This window comes from Gilliamella sp. ESL0250 (assembly GCF_013345045.1).
GTDB lineage: Bacteria > Pseudomonadota > Gammaproteobacteria > Enterobacterales > Orbaceae > Gilliamella > Gilliamella apicola_H.
Map to the genome: position 1 here is coordinate 1 of NZ_JAAEDV010000008.1, position 24,200 is coordinate 24,200.

General features: G+C 35.1%; 17 protein-coding genes. 10 read left to right on the plus strand and 7 right to left on the minus strand.

Features of this window, described 5'->3' with window-relative positions; all coding sequences use genetic code 11:
• Window positions 1–612: 612 nt before the first annotated feature.
• From guaB to ubiG, 3 genes are all read right to left on the minus strand, one after another.
• The gene (gene guaB, locus GYY69_RS07430; RefSeq protein ID WP_174797101.1) at window positions 613–2,079 is read right to left on the minus strand and encodes an IMP dehydrogenase; all 1,467 of its coding nucleotides are present in this window, start codon (window positions 2,077–2,079) and stop codon (window positions 613–615) included.
• 211 nt (window positions 2,080–2,290) lie between these two features.
• Window positions 2,291–3,631, minus strand: a complete 1,341-nt coding sequence (gntT, locus tag GYY69_RS07435) for a gluconate transporter (RefSeq protein WP_342354070.1) — start codon at window positions 3,629–3,631, stop codon at window positions 2,291–2,293.
• Window positions 3,632–3,731: 100 nt separating this feature from the next.
• Complete coding sequence (gene ubiG / locus GYY69_RS07440; protein ID WP_174797103.1) at window positions 3,732–4,436, minus strand: bifunctional 2-polyprenyl-6-hydroxyphenol methylase/3-demethylubiquinol 3-O-methyltransferase UbiG; 705 nt, start codon at window positions 4,434–4,436, stop codon at window positions 3,732–3,734.
• 306 nt (window positions 4,437–4,742) lie between these two features.
• On the opposite strand from ubiG, the gene GYY69_RS07445 reads away from it, so the two are divergent.
• The 10 genes from GYY69_RS07445 (at window position 4,743) to GYY69_RS07490 (ending at window position 18,040) form a co-directional block, all read left to right on the plus strand.
• A complete protein-coding gene (locus tag GYY69_RS07445) occupies window positions 4,743–6,104 on the plus strand; it encodes a sodium-dependent transporter (protein ID WP_202984970.1) in 1,362 nt (453 codons plus the stop codon).
• A gap of 307 nt (window positions 6,105–6,411) precedes the next feature.
• Window positions 6,412–8,286, plus strand: a complete 1,875-nt coding sequence (gene htpG, locus GYY69_RS07450; RefSeq protein WP_174797104.1) for a molecular chaperone HtpG — start codon at window positions 6,412–6,414, stop codon at window positions 8,284–8,286.
• A gap of 184 nt (window positions 8,287–8,470) precedes the next feature.
• Complete coding sequence (gene licT, locus GYY69_RS07455; RefSeq protein ID WP_174797105.1) at window positions 8,471–9,307, plus strand: BglG family transcription antiterminator LicT; 837 nt, start codon at window positions 8,471–8,473, stop codon at window positions 9,305–9,307.
• A gap of 195 nt (window positions 9,308–9,502) precedes the next feature.
• The gene (locus GYY69_RS07460) at window positions 9,503–11,398 is read left to right on the plus strand and encodes a beta-glucoside-specific PTS transporter subunit IIABC (RefSeq protein WP_174797106.1); all 1,896 of its coding nucleotides are present in this window, start codon (window positions 9,503–9,505) and stop codon (window positions 11,396–11,398) included.
• 3 nt (window positions 11,399–11,401) lie between these two features.
• Complete coding sequence (locus GYY69_RS07465) at window positions 11,402–12,796, plus strand: glycoside hydrolase family 1 protein (protein ID WP_174797107.1); 1,395 nt, start codon at window positions 11,402–11,404, stop codon at window positions 12,794–12,796.
• Between the two features lie 57 nt (window positions 12,797–12,853).
• Window positions 12,854–13,684, plus strand: coding sequence for a histidine phosphatase family protein (locus GYY69_RS07470; RefSeq protein WP_174797108.1), 831 nt, complete (start codon window positions 12,854–12,856; stop codon window positions 13,682–13,684).
• 162 nt (window positions 13,685–13,846) lie between these two features.
• Window positions 13,847–15,175 carry an OprD family outer membrane porin gene (locus GYY69_RS07475; RefSeq protein ID WP_174797109.1) on the plus strand — a complete coding sequence of 443 codons (1,329 nt, stop codon included), beginning with the start codon at window positions 13,847–13,849 and terminating at the stop codon, window positions 15,173–15,175.
• Window positions 15,176–15,189: 14 nt separating this feature from the next.
• Window positions 15,190–15,954, plus strand: a complete 765-nt coding sequence (locus tag GYY69_RS07480; RefSeq protein WP_174797110.1) for a histidine phosphatase family protein — start codon at window positions 15,190–15,192, stop codon at window positions 15,952–15,954.
• A gap of 133 nt (window positions 15,955–16,087) precedes the next feature.
• Window positions 16,088–16,627 (plus strand): methylated-DNA--[protein]-cysteine S-methyltransferase, encoded by a 540-nt coding sequence (locus tag GYY69_RS07485; protein ID WP_174797111.1) that lies wholly within the window; start codon window positions 16,088–16,090, stop codon window positions 16,625–16,627.
• A gap of 324 nt (window positions 16,628–16,951) precedes the next feature.
• Window positions 16,952–18,040 (plus strand): hypothetical protein, encoded by a 1,089-nt coding sequence (locus GYY69_RS07490; RefSeq protein WP_174797112.1) that lies wholly within the window; start codon window positions 16,952–16,954, stop codon window positions 18,038–18,040.
• A 765-nt stretch (window positions 18,041–18,805) separates the two neighbouring features.
• Here GYY69_RS07490 and GYY69_RS07495 read toward each other — a convergent pair.
• From GYY69_RS07495 to pyrG, 4 genes are all read right to left on the minus strand, one after another.
• Entirely contained in the window at window positions 18,806–19,714 is a 909-nt protein-coding gene (locus tag GYY69_RS07495) for a lysine exporter LysO family protein (RefSeq protein WP_174797113.1), read from the minus strand.
• A gap of 80 nt (window positions 19,715–19,794) precedes the next feature.
• Window positions 19,795–20,736, minus strand: coding sequence for a VirK/YbjX family protein (locus GYY69_RS07500; RefSeq protein ID WP_174797114.1), 942 nt, complete (start codon window positions 20,734–20,736; stop codon window positions 19,795–19,797).
• Window positions 20,737–20,964: 228 nt separating this feature from the next.
• The gene (gene eno / locus GYY69_RS07505) at window positions 20,965–22,266 is read right to left on the minus strand and encodes a phosphopyruvate hydratase (protein ID WP_065637674.1); all 1,302 of its coding nucleotides are present in this window, start codon (window positions 22,264–22,266) and stop codon (window positions 20,965–20,967) included.
• A gap of 47 nt (window positions 22,267–22,313) precedes the next feature.
• Entirely contained in the window at window positions 22,314–23,951 is a 1,638-nt protein-coding gene (gene pyrG, locus GYY69_RS07510) for a glutamine hydrolyzing CTP synthase (RefSeq protein ID WP_174797115.1), read from the minus strand.
• Window positions 23,952–24,200: the final 249 nt, after the last annotated feature.

Consider the following 24,200-nt stretch of genomic DNA (forward strand, 5'->3'; position numbering starts at 1 on the left):
CTTCAGCTTCTTTTAAAATAGATACAATCTGATGTTCGGTCATTTTTTTCATAATTAAATCCCCTTTACTTTTATCATAGAGAATTTTCTACTTTTTTGCTGTACTATTTTAGGGGATAGTTACAAAACTCGTCTGATGCGTCTATTTGATAAATTTAAGACATAGGATTGCTAGTGTCTAAAATGATAATGCATTACGGTTTACCTTTCAATTAACATTATGTTTTATCTATATTTTTATATACATTTACTTATTAAATAAGTTAGCTTTTGAAACTGGTGAAAGTATAACCGTTTTAAAAAGCTTAGCTAGTTTTTTGGGGGGATTTTTAGTAAAATTAATTAGGCGTGACTTTGATTAAGTTTTATGAAAAAATTTAAAAGATTGAAATATTTAATTTTTATTAAAAAACAAATAAAATCAATGATCTATCTGAATATTTTTGATGATTTAGGGCCTGGGTGGCGATGTTTAGCTATAATTTGAGTGGTTGGGTTTCGGGCGTTGTCATTGTTGTGATTTATTCCACTAAAAGCTCAAAATATCTAAAAGCTAACCGAACCACAAGTTATAAAAATATAAAATAAAAAGAGGGAGGAAGCCCTCCTTTTTTATGCACCAGCTCTATAATTAGGTGGCTCTTTGGTAATTAGTACATCATGTACATGGCTTTCCTTCATTCCTGCACCTGTAATACGATAGAATTTGGACTTAGTTCTTAATTCATCAATTGTTGCACAGCCGGTCAATCCCATACAAGATCTTAATCCACCCATTTGTTGGTGAACTATCTCTTTCAATGGCCCTTTATAGGCAATGCGCCCTTCTATGCCTTCGGGCACAAGCTTGTCGGCAGCGTTGTCAGTTTGGAAGTAGCGATCAGAAGATCCTTTTGCCATTGCACCAAGCGATCCCATTCCACGATATGATTTATACGCTCTACCTTGGAATAGTTCAATTTCGCCTGGGGCTTCTTCGGTGCCGGCAAACATTGATCCAACCATCACACAAGAAGCACCTGCTGAGATGGCTTTAGCAATATCGCCTGAATAGCGAATGCCACCATCTGCAATAACAGGGATATTGTGTTTTTGTGCCACTTCAACAGCGTTCATAATAGCACTAATTTGCGGTACACCAACGCCAGTAACAATGCGTGTTGTGCAAATTGAGCCAGGACCAATCCCCACTTTAACAGCGCTAACGCCTGCATCAATAAGTGCTTTAGCACCTTCACTAGTGGCTACATTACCGCCAATTATTTGTAAATCAGGATAAGCCTTTCTTGCTTGGCGAATACGTTCAAGCACACCTTCTGAATGACCGTGTGATGAATCAATTAATAATACATCAACACCAGCTTCAACTAATGCAGCAATGCGTTCTTCGTTCCCTGCTGCTGCGCCAACAGCGGCACCCACGCGCAAGCGTCCTTTATCGTCTTTACAAGCGTTAGGCTTTTGTTCCGCTTTATTGTAATCTTTAACCGTGATCATGCCTTTTAGGTGGAATCGAGCATCAACGACGAGGACTTTTTCAACACGATGTTCATGCATTTTTTGCAGTACGATTTCACGTTGTTCGCCTTCATTTACAGTCACTAAACGTTCTTTTGGTGTCATCACAGCTGTAACAGGTAAAGATAAGTCGGTTGCAAATCGGACATCGCGTGCGGTAATAATACCAACTAGTTCTTGAGTTTCAGTCACAACTGGAAAACCAGCAAAGCCATACTCTTTAGCTAGATCGGTAACTTGCTGTATGGTTGCGGTTGGTAAGACTGATACCGGATTTTGCACTATACCACTTTCGTGTTTTTTAACGCGCCTTACATGATTGGCTTGGTTTTCAATTGACATATTTTTGTGGATAAAACCAATGCCCCCCTCTTGCGCTAGTGCAATTGCTAATTCAGATTCGGTCACTGTATCCATTGCGGCTGACAACATTGGAATATTCAATTTAATTGTTTGAGTAAGTTGAGTACTAATATCAGCTGTATTAGGTAATACAGTTGAGTGAGCTGGGACTAATAACACGTCGTCAAACGTGAGAGCTTCTTTAACTATACGAGACATGACAATATTCACCACTGGTTGGATTGTTGATAAAATATTGCCGAGGAATTCTACTTACTTTTAACTCAAAAGGCTAGTGGAATTTCTTTTTTATTGGAATAAAAAGAAAGTAAAAAATCAAATGAATTCGGATTAAATAAAGATAAGCTGAGAATACCTCATCAATTGAATAAGCACTGATGAGGCAAAGTAGTAAATTATTATATTTTTATTAGATAAACATATTAATAGCTAAGCATCCTACTAATCCACAAACTGAAATCACTGTTTCTAATAGTGACCATGATTTCATGGTTTCAGTAATACTTAAGTTGAAGTATTCTTTAAACAACCAAAAGCCAGGATCATTAACGTGTGAAAACACAACACTACCAGCACCTGTTGCAATCACCATAAGTTCAGGGCTTACACCTGTTGAAGCAATTAAAGGGAACACTATGCCACCTGCTGTCAATGCTGCAACAGTTGCAGAACCAAGCGCTAAACGCAATAATGCAGCAATTAACCACGCCATGACAATCGGCGATACATTCGACGAATGCATCATCTGTTCAATGTAAACCTTGACACCACTATCGACAAGCACTTGCTTAAATGCTCCACCACCACCAATAATTAATAGCATCATAGAAATAATTTTGATTGAATCAACCAAAGTTGAATTAACTTCAGCCATGGAACGACCGCGTAAAATCCCAAAGGTAAATACTGCAACTAACACTGAAATTAAAGTTGCAATGACCGGATCACCCAAAAATTCCACATAAGGAAATACTACATGTCCTTTATCTAAAGTCATATCGCAAACTGCACGAATCGACATTAAAATAACAGGAATTAAGGCAGTAAAGACACTCACCGCAAAACTTGGCATTTGATCATCAGTGAATTTTTTAGAGTTATATAAACCCTCTTCAATTGGATGGTTAATTACACGAATAAACGGTAGTCTTGCTAATACTGGTCCAGCTAAAATCACCGTTGGAATAGCGATGATTGTACCGTAGAGTAAAGTTCGCCCCATATCAGCTTGAAAAATTTCAGCAATTGCGGTTGGACCAGGATGCGGGGGTAAAAAACCATGGGTCACCGATAAAGCTGCTGCCATTGGAATACCAATATATAATGGCGATATTCGTAACGTGGCTGCAATGGTTAAGACTAATGGCAATAAAAGAACAAAGCCAACTTCATAAAAAAGTGCAAAGCCAACAATAAAACCAGTCAGTGTGACTGCCCATTGAATTTTTTTATCACCAAATGTTTCAATTAGCGTTGTTGCGATGCGTTGCGCCCCACCACAATCGGCCAGTAGTTTACCTAACATTGCCCCAAACCCCATAATTAAGGCCAAACTACCAAGCGTGCCACCAACCCCATTTTTAATTGACTTGACTACATCCATTACTGGCATACCTTCCATTACACCCACACTGAGTGCAACTAGAATCAAAGCAATGAAGCCATTGACTCGAAGGGGTAACATTAAAATAAGTAGCAACGCTACACCAATAGCAATTATTATTAACGGCATAAATAGTTCCTCTAAAATAAAATAATCCGTGTTATCGGTAACATGTCAAATTATAGAGGATTTTTTAAAAAATACAGTGAAAAATATCCAAATTGAGAATTAGATCACATTTTTAAAACTAATCTGCTTTTTGTGCCGTGATGATATAATTAACATCAACATTGGTTCCTAATTTGAATTCATTTTTAAATAAATGATATTCCATACCAATAATGTCTTTAACATTCAATCGAGCAAGTTCAATCCAGCTCATTAATTCTGACGGGCGAATAAAGCGATTAAAGTCGTGTGTGCCTTTAGGCACTAATCGTGCAATATATTCTGCCCCATAAATCAACAATAACTTGGCTTTATGATTACGATTGATGGTTGATAAAAACAGTTTACCGCCGGGTTTAAGTAATCTTTCGCAGGCTTGAATGATTGAAAATGGATCTGGCACATGCTCTAACAATTCCATACACGTTATGACATCATATTGCGCAGGATTTTGCTCGGCATGTTGCTCAACTGTCTGTTTTTTATAGTTAATTGATAAATTACTTTTCGCTGCATGGAGTTTTGCCACTGCTAATGATTCATCAGCAAGATCTATGGCTGTCACATTCGCACCAAGCTTCGTTAAACTTTCTGATAAAATGCCACCACCGCATCCCACATCTAATATCGCTTTTTGATCTAATAGCCCACACTGTTGTTGCACATAATTCACACGCAATGGATTGATAATATGCAAAGGTTTACATTTTCCATTAGGATCCCACCACTGATCAGCTAATTGCGAAAATTTATTTATTTCATTAAAATCAATGTTTTGCGACATGGCGATTTTTCCATAACCTAAATTGTAAACTAAATTGATAAGCAATCATTTTAAGCCATCACCACTATCAATAAAAGGGGAAAATATAAATTTATCTATACACAAATAATGAATAGGTAGTCAAAAATTTAATTCAAAACATTATAAAATTTAACAGCTAACTTGCTATTTATATTTATAGTTTTAATGATTCCTTGTTTCCATACGCATTTCATGGCATGATTTAGAGCTTTATTCATCTAATAAAAAATTTTAGGCATTTGCTTACACTAAAATTAAACAATTAAGAGTCAAGGAAAAATATTCATGAGTACAGGAACTATGAAAAAAAGCCACTCTCAGTGGAGCTCGCGCATGGGGTTTATGCTTGCCGCAGCTGGTTCTGCTGTTGGGTTAGGTAACATTTGGAAATTCCCATATATGGCAGGTGAAATGGGCGGTTCAGCGTTTGTGCTTACCTATTTGCTATTTATGTTTGTGATTGGTCTACCAATTTTAGTTTTAGAATGGTTAATTGGCCGTCGTGGGCAAAAAAATCCAATTCATACAATGGAAGATGTGGCTATTTCAGAAGGTCGTTCTAAATCATGGCATTGGGTTGGTATTATCGGTGTAGTGGGTTCTTTTTTAATCTTATCATTTTATAGTGTTATTGGTGGTTGGGCGACAGATTACATTGTTTTATCCGCTCAAGGTACTTTCGAAGGTGCTCATGGTGAAGTTACAGGTCAAATTTTTGATAACTTTCTTGGTAACGTAAACCATTTATTAACTTGGCACACCGTATTTATGTTTGCCACTGCATCTATCGTTGCAATGGGCGTGGGCGCTGGTTTAGAGCGAGCCTGCAAAATTATGATGCCAGGTTTAGGGGTATTGCTATTAGTATTAGTTGGATATGCAGCTTATGTGAGTGGTCCATCTTTTGGTAAAGCGTTTAGTTTTTTATTTACACCTGACTGGTCTGCCATTAATGGTACCGCTATGTTAGCAGCGTTAGGTCATGCGTTCTTTAGTCTATCTTTAGGTATGGGTATTATGATGGCATATGGTTCGTACCTTGGAAAAGATGTTAATCTACTATCTACTGCGCGCACTGTGGTCATCTTAGATGTCATTGTAGCAATGCTATCTGGTATGGCTATATTTCCTCTTGTGTTCGCCAATGGTTTACAACCTGGTGAAGGTCCTGGTCTTATTTTTGTTACTTTACCTATTGCCTTTGGTAATATGGCTGGTGGCACTGTTTTAGGTGTTTTATTCTTTATATTCCTAACTTTTGCGGCGTTGACATCTTCAATTTCATTACTTGAACCAACTGTCGAGTTATTAGAAGAAAAAACGCCATTGGGTAGAAAATCAGCAACGATTTTAAGTAGTTTAGTTATTTGGGCTTTAGGTATTGCTTGTTTATTAGCATTTAATGAATGGGCTGATGTCAAACTATTTGGTAAAAATATTTTTGATTTACTTGATTACCTGACCAGTAAAATCATGTTACCACTTACAGGATTAGGCACTGTGGTATTTGGTGCTTGGATGATGAATCAAAAACGCATCCGCGAAGAATTAAATTTAAATGATTTCTGGTTTAGCGTTTGGAGCGTGCTAACTCGTTACATTGTTCCTGTTGCGGTTATCATAATTTTGATTTATGGATTTTTATAAAAGCCATTACAAATTTAGTGTTCAGTTAAAAGCCTTGACCCATCAAGGCTTTATCCTTTTTTTAATGTTATATAACAAAAAACAATCAAACAATAAATAAATTTGTTAACTCCTATTGAAATCTGCTTTTTTAATCCCATATAGCAATACATCAATAAATCAAACCATTAAGTTAATTTTATTCAGTTAATGCTAACAGGCAATGCTCCATTATTTGATGAGCAAAATGCTAAGAGTTTGTTAATAACAAATTCATTTTACAGTTAGGATTAATTGAAATGACTAAATATAATAGAGGAACTAGTCAATGAGTAAGCAAGGCACTGAAACTCGTGGATTTCAATCCGAAGTTAAACAAATTCTGCATTTAATGATTCACTCTTTATATTCAAATAAAGAGATTTTTTTAAGAGAGCTTATTTCTAACGCATCTGATGCGGCCGATAAACTTCGTTTTAAAGCACTTGAAAATCCAGATCTATATGCTGGCGATGGTGAACTTGGTGTGCGTATTTCAACCAATAAAGAAGCTGGTACTTTAACGATTGCTGATAATGGTATTGGTATGACTCGTGATGAAGTGATTGAAAACTTAGGTACTATTGCTAAATCCGGCACTAAAGCGTTTTTAGAGTCTATTGGTAGTGATCAGGCTAAAGATAGTCAATTAATTGGTCAGTTTGGCGTAGGTTTTTATTCTGCTTTTATTGTTGCCGATAAAGTTACTGTTAGAACACGCGCAGCCACAGCAAAAGCTGACGAAGCGGTTATGTGGGAATCAGCAGGTGAAGGTGAATATACAATATCTGACGATAATAAAGAAACTCGTGGTACCGAAATCACTTTACACTTAAAAGAAGACGAAAAAGAGTTTTTAGACGATTGGCGTTTGCGTTCTATTATTAGCAAATATTCTGATCACATTTCACTCCCTGTTGAAGTGCAAACCACTGACGAAGAAAGCAAAGAAGTTAAATGGGAAAAAGTCAACAAAGCCCAAGCACTATGGACGCGTAGTAAATCTGAAGTGACCAACGATGAATATAAAGAATTTTATAAGCATATTTCGCACGACTTTGCCGATCCATTAAGTTGGAGCCACAACCGTGTCGAAGGTAAACAAGAATATACTAGTTTACTTTATATCCCATCAAAAGCGCCTTGGGATATGTGGAATCGCGATAATAAACATGGTTTAAAATTGTATGTACAACGTGTATTTATTATGGATGATGCAGAACAATTTATGCCAAACTATTTACGTTTTGTTAAAGGTTTAATTGATTCCAATGATCTACCATTAAATGTATCGCGCGAAATTTTACAAGATAACAAAATCACCCAAAACTTGCGTAATGCATGTACTAAGCGTGTGTTACAAATGCTTGAAAAACTTGCCAAAGACGATAAAGAACAGTATCAACAATTCTGGAGTGAGTTTGGTTTAGTACTAAAAGAAGGTACTGGCGAAGACTTTGCCAACCGTGAAGCAATTGCTAAATTACTTCGTTTTGCGTCAACTCACACCGATAGTGATGCACAAACTGTTTCGTTAGATGATTACATTAGCCGTATGCAAGAAGGTCAAGAAAAGATCTACTATATTACCGCTGATAGCTATGGTGCAGCTAAAAATAGTCCTCATCTTGAGCTATTCCGTAAGAAAGGCATTGAAGTATTATTGTTGTCCGATCGTATTGATGAGTGGATGATGAGCAACTTAACTGAGTTTGATGGCAAACAGTTCCAATCTATTAGCAAATCAGACGAATCAATCGAAAAGCTTGCCGATCAAAACAGTGAAGAGCAAAAACAAGTTGAAAAAGAACTTGAACCATTTATTGAACGAGTCAAAACCGCTTTGGGCGATAAGGTGAAAGACGTTAAATTAACTCATCGGTTAACTGATACACCAGCAATTGTCACCACAGCCGCTGATGAAATGAGTACACAAATGGCTAAATTGTTTGCAGCAGCAGGTCAGAAAGCGCCGGAAATCAAATACACGTTTGAAATCAATCCAGATCATAAACTGGTTAAACGTATTGCCGATACGCAAGATGAAAGCGCATTTAACGATTGGGTTGAACTATTGCTTGATCAGGCTTTGCTTGCTGAAAAAGGTTCGCTTAGCGATCCAAGTAAATTTATTCAAACCATGAATAAATTATTAGCGCAATAGTAAAATAATATCCACTAACCACAGCCCTGATAGGTTAATACTATCGGGGCTTTTTTATACTAACAAAAAAGGTCAACTATATTTTTTCAAATAGTATGATGTTTATCACATTTTTTTATTTTTTTGCTTCCGATTTTTTTCTAGCGATTCATAATGGGTAGATATAAAGAATTGATCAAACTCAATGAAAATTTATAAAATATTAAATAACAATGTTATTGTTACCCTTGATGCGAAAGGCGATGAATTAATTGTCACCGGTCGTGGAATTGGCTTTAAAAAGCATAAGGGTGATTTAATCGATACGAGTCTTATAGAAAAGCAGTTTTCTTTGGATAATAAAGAAACATACCCAAAATTTGAAGAATTGCTTTCAAAGATTCCCTTTGAAGTATTAACCACATCCGAAGTTATTATTAATCATGCCAAACAATGTATAGATGGTAAATTACAAGACAGCATTTATATTTCACTGACTGATCATATCCATTTTGCCATTGAGCGTCATAAACAAGGGTTTGACATTCCAAATGGATTTTTGTGGGAGATCAAAAAATTTTACCTTAAAGAGTTTCAGATCGGTTTATATGCTTTAACCATAATAAAAGAGCGATTATCCATTGAATTACCTGAAGACGAAGCCGGTTTTATTACTTTTCATATCGTCAATGCACAATTAAATGACACGATGCCCAATATCGTCAATATGACTAAAATTATGCGTGAAATTCTCAATATTGTGAAATATTATTTTAACTTTGAATATGACGAAAACAGCCTGTCTTATCAGCGTTTTGTTACTCATTTAAAATTTTTTGCTCACCGTATTCTAAGTCACAGCAAACAAACACAACAAGATAACTCCTTGTATGAATTAGTTCGGCAAAAATATGAACTCGCCTATCTTTGTACTAAACAGATAGATTTACATTTAATACAACAATATCAACATCCCCTTTCTGATGACGAAAGCCTATATTTAACGATTCATATTCAAAAACTACGCACTGAACTTAAATAGCATAATGTGAAGTAAATCACACTTTAGCCATTATTATTGTATAAATCTTAACTAGTTTTAAAATTTGTGTTAGTCTAAACTAATCATTAATTGGATTGTTATTGCAAAGTTAACACGGCTTACTTTGCAAGCAAAACCTAGATCCCAAAAACATCTTGGGATCTAGGTTTTTTGTTATAAAAATAAGGATAAAGTATGAAAAACAAAGAGCTTGCCGAATCAATCATTCAGCATGTTGGAGGAAAGGACAATGTTATCAGCTTAGTGCATTGTGCTACTCGCTTAAGATTTGTATTAAAAGATGATAGCAAAGCTGATGCAGATACATTAAAAAAACAAGTTGGTGTGATTACTGTTGTACAAAGTGGAGGACAATTTCAGGTCGTTATCGGTAATAATGTTGCAGACGTATTTAGTGATATTATGCAATTAACCAACCTTAATGAAAATGCTAGCTTGGAGTCTAAATCGGACAAAAAATTAGGTGTTCTATCTAAATTGATTGATTTAGTTTCTGGTATTTTTATTCCTGCTCTAGCTATTCTTGTTGCAGGGGGAATTTTAAAAGGCTTGGTATCTTTGTTACAAATACTTGATATTATTGCTCCTGAAACATCAACTTATAACTTCCTATTTGCCATTGCTGATGCACCTTTTTATTACCTCCCTATCATCTTGGGTTTTTCTGCCGTGAAAAAATTTGGTGGCAATCCTTATGTAGGTATGGCACTGGGTGGTGCTTTAGTTCACCCCAATATAGTCGGTATGATGAAAGGAACTCTAGAATTACAAACCGAATTTTTCTCTATTCCAATTAATCTTATTCCCTATGCTTCATCAGTATTCCCGATTATTTTGGCGAGCTGGTTCTATTCAGTATTAGAACGAAACTTTAATAAAATATTGCATGATTCGTTTAAAAAATTTATTTCTCCATTGCTTGGGGTCTTAATTACAGTACCTTTAACTTTTGCGGTTATTGGTCCTATTGTATCTATTTTAAGTGATGGAGTTGCCTCGGGCATTATCTATATCTATCAACTTAATTCCGTTATTGCTTCAATGATTTTAGCCGCTGTTTGGCAAATCATGGTGATCTTTGGTGTTCATTGGGGATTAGTGCCATTTGCCATGAATAACATAGCGCTTTATCAAGAAGATTTTATGTTGCCAATTCTGTTCCCTGCTGTCTTTGCTCAAACTGGTGCTGCATTAGCTGTGATGTTACGATCTAAAGATAAACAATTTAAAGGTTTAGCTAGTTCTTCGGTATTGTCTGGCATTTTTGGCGTAACTGAGCCTGCAATCTACGGGGTTAATTTACCATTAAAAAGACCATTTGTGATTGGTTGTTTATCTGCTGCTATTGGCGGTGCTATTGTCGGTTATTATCACACCGTAACCTATTCATTTGGCTTTATTAGTATATTTGCATTTTTACAATTAATCCCACCAGAAGGGATAGATGCAAGATTTTATGCTGTTGTCGTTGCTTCAATTCTTTCATTTACCATTGCGACATTAGCTACTTACTTTTTTGGTATGCCTAAAGATAAATCTCAAACTAATGAAAGCGATACTTCATCATCGAATAATATTACTAATGAAAACATTGATAACCCGAATAATACTACGATTTACAGCCCAATGTCAGGAAAAGTCATTGCGTTAAGTGAGGTTAAAGACCCAACATTTGCTAGTGAGTTAATGGGTAAAGGTATCGCAATCATCCCAACAGTTGGGCAAGCTGTAGCGCCTGATAATGGTGAGGTCGTGTCACTATTTAGAACCAAGCATGCTATCGGTTTTCAAACTGATGGCGGTGCTGAAATATTGATCCACATAGGCATTGATACCGTTAAACTAGACGGTCAATATTTCGAGGCTCATATCGAAGCTGGTAGCAAAGTAAAAAAAGGCGATCTATTAGTTAGCTTTGACATTGACGCTATTAAGCAAGCTGGTTTTGAAGTGACCACTCCAATTATCATTACTAACAGTGATAGTTATCAAGATATACAATGTCTCGTTGAAGATAATAATATTCAAAGTGGAGAGGCTTTATTAGCGTTATCCCAAAATAAGGAGTAAAACATGTCAACAAAATTTCCTAATGATTTTCTTTGGGGCGGTGCCATTGCTGCCAATCAAGTTGAAGGTGCTTACCGTACAGATGGTAAAGGTTTATCCACATCAGATTGCACACCAAATGGTTTATTTGGTGACATCATTGATCGAAATGAAAGCAATATTACAAGCATAAAAGACAATGCCATTGATTTTTACCATCGCTATCCAGAAGATATAGCTCTATTTGCTGAAATGGGTTTTACCTGTTTACGTACATCAATTGCTTGGACACGTATATTCCCAAATGGAGATGAAGAACAACCTAATGAAGCTGGGCTAGCCTTTTATGACAAATTATTTGACGAAATGGCAACACACAACATCACACCATTAGTCACTTTATCGCATTATGAGATGCCCTATTATCTTGTTACTCAATATGGCGGTTGGGGCAATCGCAAAGTGATCGAATGTTTTACTCGTTATGCTAAAACCGTTTTTGCACGTTATAAAGATAAAGTTAAATATTGGTTAACTTTCAATGAAATCAATATGTCATTGCATGAACCGTTTACGGGTGTAGGCTTGGATAGAAACAGCACCAAACAACAAATTTACCAAGCTATCCATCATCAATTAGTTGCCAGTAGCCGAGCGGTTAAACTTTGTCATCAAATGATCCCTGATGCCAAAATTGGCAATATGCTATTAGGTGCAGTGGCTTACCCGCTTACCCCAAAACCCGAAGATGTTTGGGCAACTCATCAAGAAAATCATGGTTGGTTATTTTTTGGTGATGTGCAAGTTCGTGGTCATTATCCAACTTATATGAATCGCTTTTTTAAAGAAAATAATATTAAACTTGAGATCACCGAACAAGATAAACAAGATCTAAAAGAAACCGTCGATTTTGTTTCATTTAGTTATTACATGAGCTGTTGTGCAACATCCGATGTGTCTAAAAAAACCAAAGGTAATATTTTAGATATGGTGCCTAATCCTTATCTTAAAGCATCCGAATGGGGGTGGCAGATCGATCCAACAGGGATTCGTTATCTCCTTAATTTACTTTATGAACGTTATCAAAAACCACTATTTATTGTCGAAAATGGCTTGGGTGCCAAAGATAAATTAGAAGCAGACAACACTATCAATGATGATTATCGAATTAATTATATGAATGATCATTTAGTGCAAATTCGTGAAGCCATTAACGATGGAGTTGAAGTCATGGGCTATACCAGTTGGGGGCCAATAGACCTTATTAGCGCATCAAAAGCCGAAGTGACTAAACGTTATGGCTTTATCTATGTTGATTTAAATCAAGATGGCACAGGTACGTTAAATCGGTATAAAAAGAAAAGTTTTTATTGGTATCAGTCCGTGATTTCATCGAAAGGTGAAAATTTAAAAGAATAAAATGATTTAAGGGGATTATCGTGATTAATCCCCTATTATTTATCCAAAGGATAGCGCATGAAAAAACCAACAACAAAACTTTTATTAACCAACAGTTTTATTATTGTAACTTTACTGACAAGTTGCGCACAACATCCATCTATAGCAACAGATAATAATATTGATGATGACGTCACAATCTATTTTGCCCGTCATGGAAAAACTCTATTTAATACTTATGATTTAGTACAAGGCTGGGCCGACACACCATTGACGGATCAAGGCATTAAACTTGCTCGCTACCTTGGTGAAGGATTTAAAAACATACAATTTGATGCTTATTATACAAGTGATGCAGGACGACAACGTGAAACAATGCAAATGCTTCTTGAACAAAAAGGAGTTAAAGATTATAAAATTCGTGAACTTAAAGGTTTACGTGAAGTTTTTTTTGGTGGTTTTGAAGGTAGACCAAATACTAAAATGGTCTATTCAAGTATGAAACTATCTGGATACAACTCTGTTGATGCCTTTTATAAAGGGTATCAAGCCGGCAATCTTCCTATAGATGTGATGATAGATTCAATTGCAAAAACAGATCCAAGACACCAAGCCGAAAATTACCAACAGGTTAAAACAAGAACACAAGCAGCGTTACAAACTATAGTACAAAACGCACATAACAACCATGAAAAAACAATTCTTGCTATTTCTTCAGGAATGTCAATGCAGGCTATGATTTCAGATTTAACTGACAATAAAGATAAAAATAAACCACTAGCAAATGCAACTGTCATCAAAATTATTTATAAAAATGGTCAATATACTGTAAGTGAAATTGGCAATATGGAATATGTTAATAAAGGTAAAGCGGCACTAAATCAGCAAAAAATGAAACTAACCGAATAATTATTAATTTCATAATGGCATTAACTTAATAAAAACTTAACTTTAAATTATTGGATTGTTACTGTTTGTTACAGGCAAAACCTAAATGTTAATTAGAGAGTTGTTCTCTGATTTAGTATTTAGGTTTTTTTTTAATATAAAAAACGATTAGGAAAAATAACAATGAAAATAAAATATCTCGCAATGATGCTGCTGGGGATATCAAGCTCTTTGGCATCGGCAAATGAAATAACCAATAATTCAGTCTTAGATGACCTATTTTTTAAAAATTCTAAGTTTGAATTTTCTACTCGTAATCATTGGAAGTATTTAAAAGAAAATGCATCCCAGCCCAAAGAAGTACACAGTGCATGGGGACAAGTCTTTACTTTTGATTTAAAGTCAGGCTATTTATTCAACACTATTGGCTTTGATATCACCTACGACAATGTCATAAAATTAGGCGCTAGTGATTATTTTGCAACACGTAATTTACTTTACAATGATGGTAAAAGCTACAACAAACATCATGCGCATGGCTTTAATAAAATTACTCAACGTTATGCAAAAATTAAATTAGGTAATGATGTCATTAATTTCAATGGTAAAGCGGGTTGGCATAGTTTGAAAGATTTTGGTGTAATAAGTTCATCAAAACATCTTACGCGAAATAGTTATTTGGGTTATAGTGGTATTCTAAAATATGATAATGTCTACTTTTCATTAGCCTATATCGATAGTACTCTCCCTCGAGAATCTGCTAAAAAATTACATTTTTTAACAGCCGATCGTAAAAAAGTCATTGATAATATTTCAACTGCTGAAATCGCTTATAAAGATAAAGAGCTTACGGTGGATTATTCTTATGGGGTTGCAAAAGATTATTTAAGACGCCATGTGATTGAATTATCATATAAACCAATGCAAAAATTAATTTTAGGCGGACAATTTTATGGTAGTTATGCGCTTGATAATTATAATGCCATGAAACAAAACAAAAAAGAGTTTGAAGATCATGCCTGGCATTATGCAACTGATGTCGAATGGAAAGAAGATGACTGGAGTGTTAAAGTTGGTTTAGCTTACACGGATGCCAACAAACACAACGCTATCGGGTATTATAATCGACATTTAGGTAAAAATACCCGTGCTCGTTTTAATGGTTTAGCTGCTGCGGGTGCAGACTATTTACGAGATGGCGAGCTGGTGCTAACCACAGTAATGAGCTATGATTTTGTTAAAGATAATAGTACAGGTCTCTATATGAATTATGGCCAATTTAACTACAAACACAATAAATTAAAAAATGGCGAAATAAACCTTTTTGATATATGGAAACCAACTAGCGGTGTGTTTAAAAATCTCTCTATTTTATCAAAAGTTGGTTATGGCTGGTCTTATAAAACAGTAAGTGCTTCAGATCTTACTCCAAAACTTAGACACGGAAAATACCAACGCTCACCTACACTTTCGGCAGAAACCATTATAGATTATCGATTTAATTTATTATAAATGAGGACAACAAAATGAAAAAAATAACTATATTAATCAGTGCATTAACTATTTTAATATTAAGCATATCACAAGCTTTTGCTGATGATACTTACCTATATGTGACTCGACATGGCAAAACCATGTTTAATAACGTACATCGTGCTCAAGGCTGGTCTGATACGCCACTAACCAAACCAGGGGTTGAAGTAGCCGAGCAGCTAGGACGCGGTCTAAAAGATGTTAAATTTATTTCGGCTTATTCTAGTGATTTAGGTCGAGCACGACAAACTGCCCGCATTGTTTTAGAAACTAAAGGTGACAAAGTTCAAATTAATGAAATGGAAGGATTGCGTGAAACCTGTTTTGGTGATTATGAAGGTGATCTTGATCCTAATATGTGGAATCCTGCTGCAAAATATTTAGGTTATGAATCTGATAAAGATCTAATGGATGACATGGCTAAAGGTAAAGTTACCCTAAAAAAAATGATGAATGCTATTGCCGCAGTTGAAAAATCAGGCGAAGCCGAAGACTACAATAAAGTAAAAACGCGTATGCAAGCATCATTAAAAACCATTGCGGAATCAGCCAAAGCGCAAGGTGGAGGTAATGTTTTAGTGGTATCTCATGGCATGGCAATTATGGCTATGGTTGAAGAATGGCTAGATACACCAATCACAACAGGATTAGGCAATGCCAGTGTCACTAAAATTCGCTATACCGACGATGGTAAATTTATTGTCGAAAGCCTTGGCGATATGAGCTACGTTGAAAAAGGCAAAAATCAAGCTAAATAACCTTGAAATATATGGCTCGCTAATGAGCCATTTGCCATTTAAGGATAATATTAATCAATAAATTTGTAGTATTTATCACCCTAAACAAGCATAATTTGACATCATTTTTATTAAACATAACTAAAAGGTCAACATGTTTTATTTATGCAATTATTCGTCTCAAATAGGATTAATTACCCTAGCCAGCCAGCAAAATAAGTTAGTCGGAGCTTGGATTGAAGGAGAAAAATATTTTGGTCATATACTCAACACACAAACCGAAGAAAAACCTAATTTACCCATTTTTAACTCAACAAAAAAATGGCTTGATGATTATTTTTTAGGAAAGAAACCGGATCTATCTCAACTCGAACTTGCACCAAATGGCACACCTTTTCGACACCTAGTATGGGAAATTTTATGTGAGATTCCATATGGCAAGGTCACAACTTATGGCGATATCGCGAAACAGATCGCGCTTAAAACAAACAAAGCCAGCATGTCTAGTCAAGCTGTAGGCGGTGCGGTTGGACATAATCCCATATCAATCATTATTCCTTGCCACCGTGTTATTGGCACAAAGGGTAATTTAACTGGTTATGCGGGTGGAATAGATAAAAAGATTGCCTTGCTCAAACTTGAAGGTATAGATACGTCTCAATTTATGATTCCAACCAAAGGAACAGCACTTTAGAATGCAAAAGGCTTGATACACAGCTATGCATTAATGCTAAACAAGCTATAAAAGACAAACAGAAATTTTAGGTTTAAATATTTTTTAAATTTTTTTGTTTATTGATTCTAATCTTGGGTAAAGCAACTATTAGGAGGTAGGATTGGGCTATTTTCCAGATAAAGCTTTAATCATTATCTATAAACAATGAATTATTGTGCATTAACAATTGCTTGTTTTTATACTAGAATATTACAATTAATATGCTAGGCTTAAGTTTTTTACCCCTTTTCAATCTATATAAAATAAGTTACAACATCACATTCAAATAAGAAATTTAAAACAATGAAAACAATACTATTTGCTTTGCTTCTAATACTCTCCTTTCCTGTACTGAGTTTTACTTACGCTTACAAAGGTCATATTGAGGATAAAGAAATAACGTTATATTTGAGCACAGTAAAAGCTTTTTGGGTCGATAAAGATGATCACAAACAAATACAACATGTTTTATCCTATGATTGTCTGCTAATGGACTCATGCGATGAAGTTAGCCAGCAAACCAGTTTAAAACTTTATGATGATAAAGATATTTATTTTGATAACAATGATAATCGCCCAAAAATGAAAAACTCAATTAGTTATTTCAAATTTAATCATAGTGGGCAAACACTATTTAATCAGACATTAATTGGTTATTGGTTTGATGGTAAAAAAAATCAACAATACCCAGTAAAATTGCAAAAACAATTTGAAATAAGTGATGAAGCTGATGATGAATTTGATCGCCTTGAATTATTACAGGCAGATTCATTAGATAAACTCTACTTTACTGCGGTATTATCAAAACAGAAAAAAGAAAAAGTTAAACTGGTTGGTATTAATGTTTATGCCAAAAGTAACCACCAATTATTGCAAAAAATACAGAATTTGAATTATAGCTACAACCAATTTAACAGTATTTATCTAGAAGATATCAATTTTGACGGAAAACTTGATTTAGCCATTAAGAAATATGCTTCAAGTGCCAGAATAGGAGCAAATTATGACTACTATATCAATGACAAAGGAAAATTTATTGCCACAAACTTGTGGGGGAGCGATATCTATTTTAACCCAAAAGACAAATCGGCCACAGGTCAAAAAAATTGTTATGATTATAATGAAAAACAGCAAAGAGTCTTGACTACAATACAAAGCATTTATCATTACCAAAAATACAAATATATCAATATAAAAAATAGTTGTCAGTTTAAAAACATGGATACTCAAGAATACAGAAAATGTAATGACAATGAATATAACGCTTGTTTGTTAAACCGAAATAATATTATTCGAGAAAACCCGCATGTGATTGGTGAAGATAATATATTGTATAAAAATATGGTATGGTACAAAGGTAAATTCATTGATGGCGTTGTAGATGATGAATAATTATGATGCGGTTTTAGCTAGCGATAGTCTTATATAATCGTTATTTAGTATAATAATATAGTTAGTTAAGTGTAAGAAAACAGCAGGTTATTTACATTTCATGATTAAAATAATCCTCTAAAAACTCATAAAGCCTTTTACTAGAAATCGCTTTATTCGGTTTAACCGTTATAGGAATTACTCTCGTTATTTACAATAATTCAAGAAATGGCACTGTAATGAATATACATAACGCCGTATCCCAGACAAGAGATATGGTGCCCATTCATAATGAAAAATAACCGTCACTGATTTGACTAAATGTTTTATAGTTAGCCGTCCAACCAGATATAATACTAAATGATCTCATGAGGCTAAATAGCATGACTACCATTGTATATAAAACACGAAACAAACAGCATAATTTTTTGTGAGGTGAGTGCTCAATATGAGCATTTACCCAATTTAGATTATATTTTGTAAAAAATATTCAGGATTCTATACCGTTTGGTAATTAATTAAGACTTCGCCGACTTTCATTTATTAAAATGTGTGCACACCATTGTATGAACTAAAATTTCACTAAACCAGCCGCCCACAAATGAATGGGTGATCCGAAAGCGTGATTCGTACTTTAATAGAGAAAGAACATAATCAGCAAATAGTAACAATTTAAAAGATAAAAACAAAAGCTTGAGCGATTTACAACCAATCGCCTTATGAGTTTTTTAGAAGATTATTTTAATTATAAAGTGTAAACAACCCGATGTTTTTCTGTACATTAAGCTAGAAACCACCATAATTAAATAACGTGATAATTATCGGCATAATCAGTGTCAATAAAAAGCCTTGAGCAATAGCTGCCGGCACAATGGCTATCCCCCCACCTTTTTGTAGCATCGGTAGCGTAAAATCCATTGATGTTGCACCACATAGTCCTAATGTTGTTAATTGATAACGCTTAATCAATGTAGGAATTAAAATAATCGCACACAATTCTCGTAATATATCATTTAAAAACGTAGCACTACCAATAACAGGTCCATGCGCTTCTGTCATTAAAATACCCGATAATGAATACCATCCAAAGCCAGATGACATGGCAAGACCAACGCGAACAGGCAAGTTTAAAATAAACGAGGCAACAATCCCGCCCAATAAAACGCTCATCACAACCAATATGGATGTGGTCATCCCAACTTTATTGAGTAAAATTTGTTTAATAGAAATATTATTACTGCGTAATTGAATTCCGACTAAAAATAATAAAAAAACCAGTACAATTTGAGTAACATTTTCAGCATATTGCCAAATAAATAATGGCAATAACCCACAAATAAACCCAACAATTAATGCAATACACACACGTAATGATTCAAGGATCATCTTAAAATGTGACGTATAAATTTGATTTACATTATCATTTTTGGAGGTAGAAAAAAAATCCAGCATCATTAAAACAACAAAATTCCCGCCAAACGTGCAAATAAAAAGAACAATTGCATAATATAAAATAACTTGCAAATTAGTGGCTAAATTATCTAAATGTGCCAGTTCAGCTCCCATAATGAACAAAATAAGGTAAATCATCCAACTCAAAGTTAGATTAATTTTGGACATCCAGCAGTTGTTTTTAATTTTAATTAAATAGCCTAAACCCAACGGTACTAGCGCAATAAGAATACCAAAATACATATTTTATTCCTTAACTATTCCTTGCTTTTATTGTTAAATTATGGGGTCAATTATATGTTTTAATATATTACCACTTATCATTATAATGATGCTAAAGTTTGCTCAATATTAAGTTGAAGCTGATCCAATAACGCATAACGATTACGATATTCTGAGCGTTTTTTACTGGCAATTTCTTCAATTGATTTTCGATTAATTTGATTTGGTAGTATAAATAAACCATTAGTATCTTGTTTTCCATCAAGGGTAAACCAAAAATCGTCATAATCAGACAAAATGCGTTCTTGACGGCTGTTATAGCGCCAATTGTTATAGATATGAGTTTTGTTACCAACAGCGACAATTTGCGTTAATTGATAGTAACGCGCAACGGTTAATGCGGCTTCAACTGCAACACGTTTAGGAAATAGCCCATAGCAGGCTTTAGTTGCTTTTTGTACACGAGTACGTGCGTCATCGTGTCCTGTGCCTTGTAATCCAGCAATAAAGAGTGTTGGTTTGCCTTGATATTCAACAATTGAAAACGTTAATGTGGTTAAATCAATCCCATCACTATCATAAAAATAAAGACTTACCTCACCTTCTCTGGCAAATTTGTTACGAGCTTGAACGGCAATTTGGATATTCGTTTCATTTTTAGCAATAACATTCGCCAAGACAAAAGGCGAAACTGGATTATAAAAGGCTTTAGTTACGCTATCGGGTTGTTTTGCTAAAAAGTCATAATGATAGGCTAAAGCGTCATAGCGTGCTTTTTGGCTTAAGCAAGATGCCAAATAAGGTCGTTGTAATTTACAGGGTAAATTAGTTTGGCATGAAAAATAATAGCCCAGTAGTGGATACTGTCTTAATTTATCAAGCCATTTTAAAGTAATTGGGCTTAAGAACAATGTCCTTAAAAAAAACTTATAACGATAGGTCGGGTTAAGCCATAATTCGTTTAGCGGTAATTTACCGGTATAGAGCCAGTTAAAGAGTTGCCATTTGCTTTTTGGCTGAGACATATTCGTAATATTATTCATAAGTAGAACTTTAAATCGAGTTAGTTATTTTAACAATTATAGGGTGACTAAATTAATCAATACGCATTAGTTATTAATAAGTCATAAAAAAATCAAACAATAAGAGTACAACACAACTTTAGTCGGTGCAACTATTCCTACATAAAGTAGGTTTAAATTATATGAAAATAAAAAACGGTGAACTAGTCACCGTTTTTTTAAGTGATAATTTAGTCTATAAAAAACTAATTATTGACCTTTAACTTCTTTTAAACCATTGAATGGTGCTTTTGAACCTAATGCTTCTTCAATACGGATTAATTGGTTATATTTAGCAACACGATCAGAACGGCTCATTGAACCAGTTTTGATTTGACCAGCAGCTAAACCAACTGCTAAATCAGCGATTGTTGAATCTTCGGTTTCACCACTACGGTGAGAAATAACAGCAGTATAACCAGCATCTTTTGCCATTTTAACTGCAGCGATAGATTCAGTTAATGTACCGATTTGGTTTACTTTAATTAAAATAGAGTTAGCAATACCTTTTTCAATACCTTGTTTGAAGATTTTTGTATTGGTTACAAATAGATCGTCGCCCACTAATTGAATTTTGTGACCTAATGCTTTAGTTTGGTATGCCCAACCTTCCCAATCGCTTTCATCTAAACCATCTTCGATTGATACGATTGGATATTGTTCTGTTAAACCTTCTAAATAATGAGTAAATTCTTGCGCAGTGAATTCTTTATTTCCTTCACCTTTTAATACATATTTACCTGTTTCTTTGTTATAGAACTCAGAAGCGGCACAGTCCATCGCTAAAGTAATATCTTTACCTAATACATAACCTGCTTTTTCAACAGCTTCTTTAATGCAAGCTAATGCCTCAGCATTTGAACCTAAGTTAGGCGCAAAACCACCTTCATCACCCACTGCTGTATTCATACCTTTAGCATGTAATACTTTAGCTAAGTTGTGGAATACTTCAGAACCCATGCGAATTGCTTCGCGTACTGTTTTAGCACCAACTGGTTGAATCATAAATTCTTGTAAGTCGATGTTGTTATCCGCATGTTCACCACCGTTGATGATGTTCATCATTGGTAATGGCATTGAGTATTGACCTGGAGTACCGTTAAGATCTGCAATATGTTGATAAAGTGGAACACCTTTAGCAGCAGCTGCTGCTTTAGCGGTTGCTAAAGATACAGCAAGAATTGAGTTTGCACCTAAGTTAGATTTGAAATCAGTGCCATCTAAGTCAAGCATGATTTGGTCGATAGCAGCTTGATCTAATGCATCTTTACCAACAACAGCTTTAGCGATTGGTCCATTTACGTTTTCTACCGCTTTTAATACGCCTTTACCTAAAAAGCGAGATTTGTCACCATCACGAAGTTCTAACGCTTCACGTGAACCCGTTGATGCCCCTGATGGAACGATTGCAAGGCCAACAAAACCACCTTCTAAATGAACTTCGGCTTCAACAGTTGGATTACCACGAGAGTCGATGACTTCACGACCATGTACTTTAACGATTTTTGCCATGTTATTTTCCTCTATATGACAGATATATTACAAATGTTAATTCAAAACTATTTTTGTTGCTGCTCTTGATAATCTTTGGCAGCTTTAATAAAACTACTAAATAGTGGGTGCCCATCACGCGGTGTTGATGTGAATTCCGGATGGAACTGACACGCAACAAACCATGGGTGATCTGGAATTTCGATAATTTCGACCAGCTTTCTATCCGTTGAAAGACCTGTCACTTTTAACCCAGCTTTAACCACTTCAGGTAATAAATTGTTGTTTACTTCGTAACGATGCCGATGACGCTCAGTAATCGATTCATTTTTATACATACCGTATACTAATGAATTTGGTTCTAAATGGCAAACTTGCGAACCTAAACGCATTGTGCCACCTAAATCACTATTTTCATTACGTTGTACCACATTGCCGGATTCATCACTCCATTCTGTGATTAAAGCAATGATTGGGCTGGCACAGTCTTTAACAAATTCGGTTGAGTTAGCATCTTTAATACCTGCAACATTACGCGCATATTCAATCATAGCTACTTGTAAGCCAAGGCAAATACCTAAATATGGGATTTTGTTTTCGCGCGCATAGCGAGCTGCCATAATTTTACCTTCAACACCACGATAACCAAATCCACCTGGAATTAAGATCGCATCTAAGCCTTGAAGTAATTCTGTGCCACGCGATTCAAGATCTTCTGAATCAATATAACGAATGTGCACTGTTAAACGATTTTTTAATCCCCCGTGTTTTAACGCTTCATTCACCGATTTATAAGCATCGGGTAAAGCAATATATTTACCCACCATACCAATGGTTACTTCACCCACTGGGTTGGCTTCTTCATAAATCACTTGTTCCCATTGCGATAAATCGGCTTCTTTACATTCAAGATTAAATCGTTTGCAAACGAAGGTATCTAAGTTTTGCGATTTTAATAACGCAGGTATTTTGTAAATAGAATCGACATCTTTAAGCGAAATAACTGCACGCTCAGGCACATTACAAAATAGCGCAATTTTGGCACGTTCATGAGCAGGAATAATGCGATCAGAACGGCAGATTAAGACATCAGGTTGAATACCAATTGACAGTAACTCTTTTACTGAATGCTGTGTTGGTTTTGTTTTCACTTCACCAGCAGACGCTAAATAAGGTACTAGCGTTAAATGCATAAATAACGTGTGCTCACGACCCACATCCACGGCTAATTGACGGATCGCTTCTAAAAATGGAAGAGATTCAATATCACCTACTGTACCACCAATTTCAACAATGGCAACATCAAAACCTTTTGCCCCATCAATCACGCGTGATTTAATTGCATTAGTGATATGAGGAATAACTTGAACCGTTGCCCCTAAATAATCGCCACGGCGTTCTTTGCGTAACACATCAGAATAGATGCGACCTGTAGTGAAATTATTTTTTCGCGTCATTTTTGTGCGAATGAAACGTTCATAATGACCCAAATCAAGATCGGTTTCAGCACCATCTTCAGTCACAAACACTTCACCATGTTGAATAGGACTCATTGTGCCCGGATCGACATTAATGTAGGGATCAAGCTTGAGCATGGTGACTTTTAAATTGCGGGCTTCTAAAATTGCAGCAAGAGATGCTGCGGCAATGCCTTTACCAAGAGAAGAAACGACACCGCCTGTAACAAAAATATAATTCGTGACCATTAATACCAGACCATTATTAATTTATTAGAACAATATTGCACCGATTTTCAAGCATAAAAACCAATACAACATACAAGAATCAGACGGGAATGTAGTATAGCAGAATCTGCCTTGTCTCACAATTGAATAATTAGCTTTAACTAATTCTTTTAAAAGAATGTCACCAAATTTATTCTTATTTTTTAAAACGTGACTTTTTAATAAGGCACGTAGAATTTTGTTATATCCATCTAAATCGACTTATTCTTT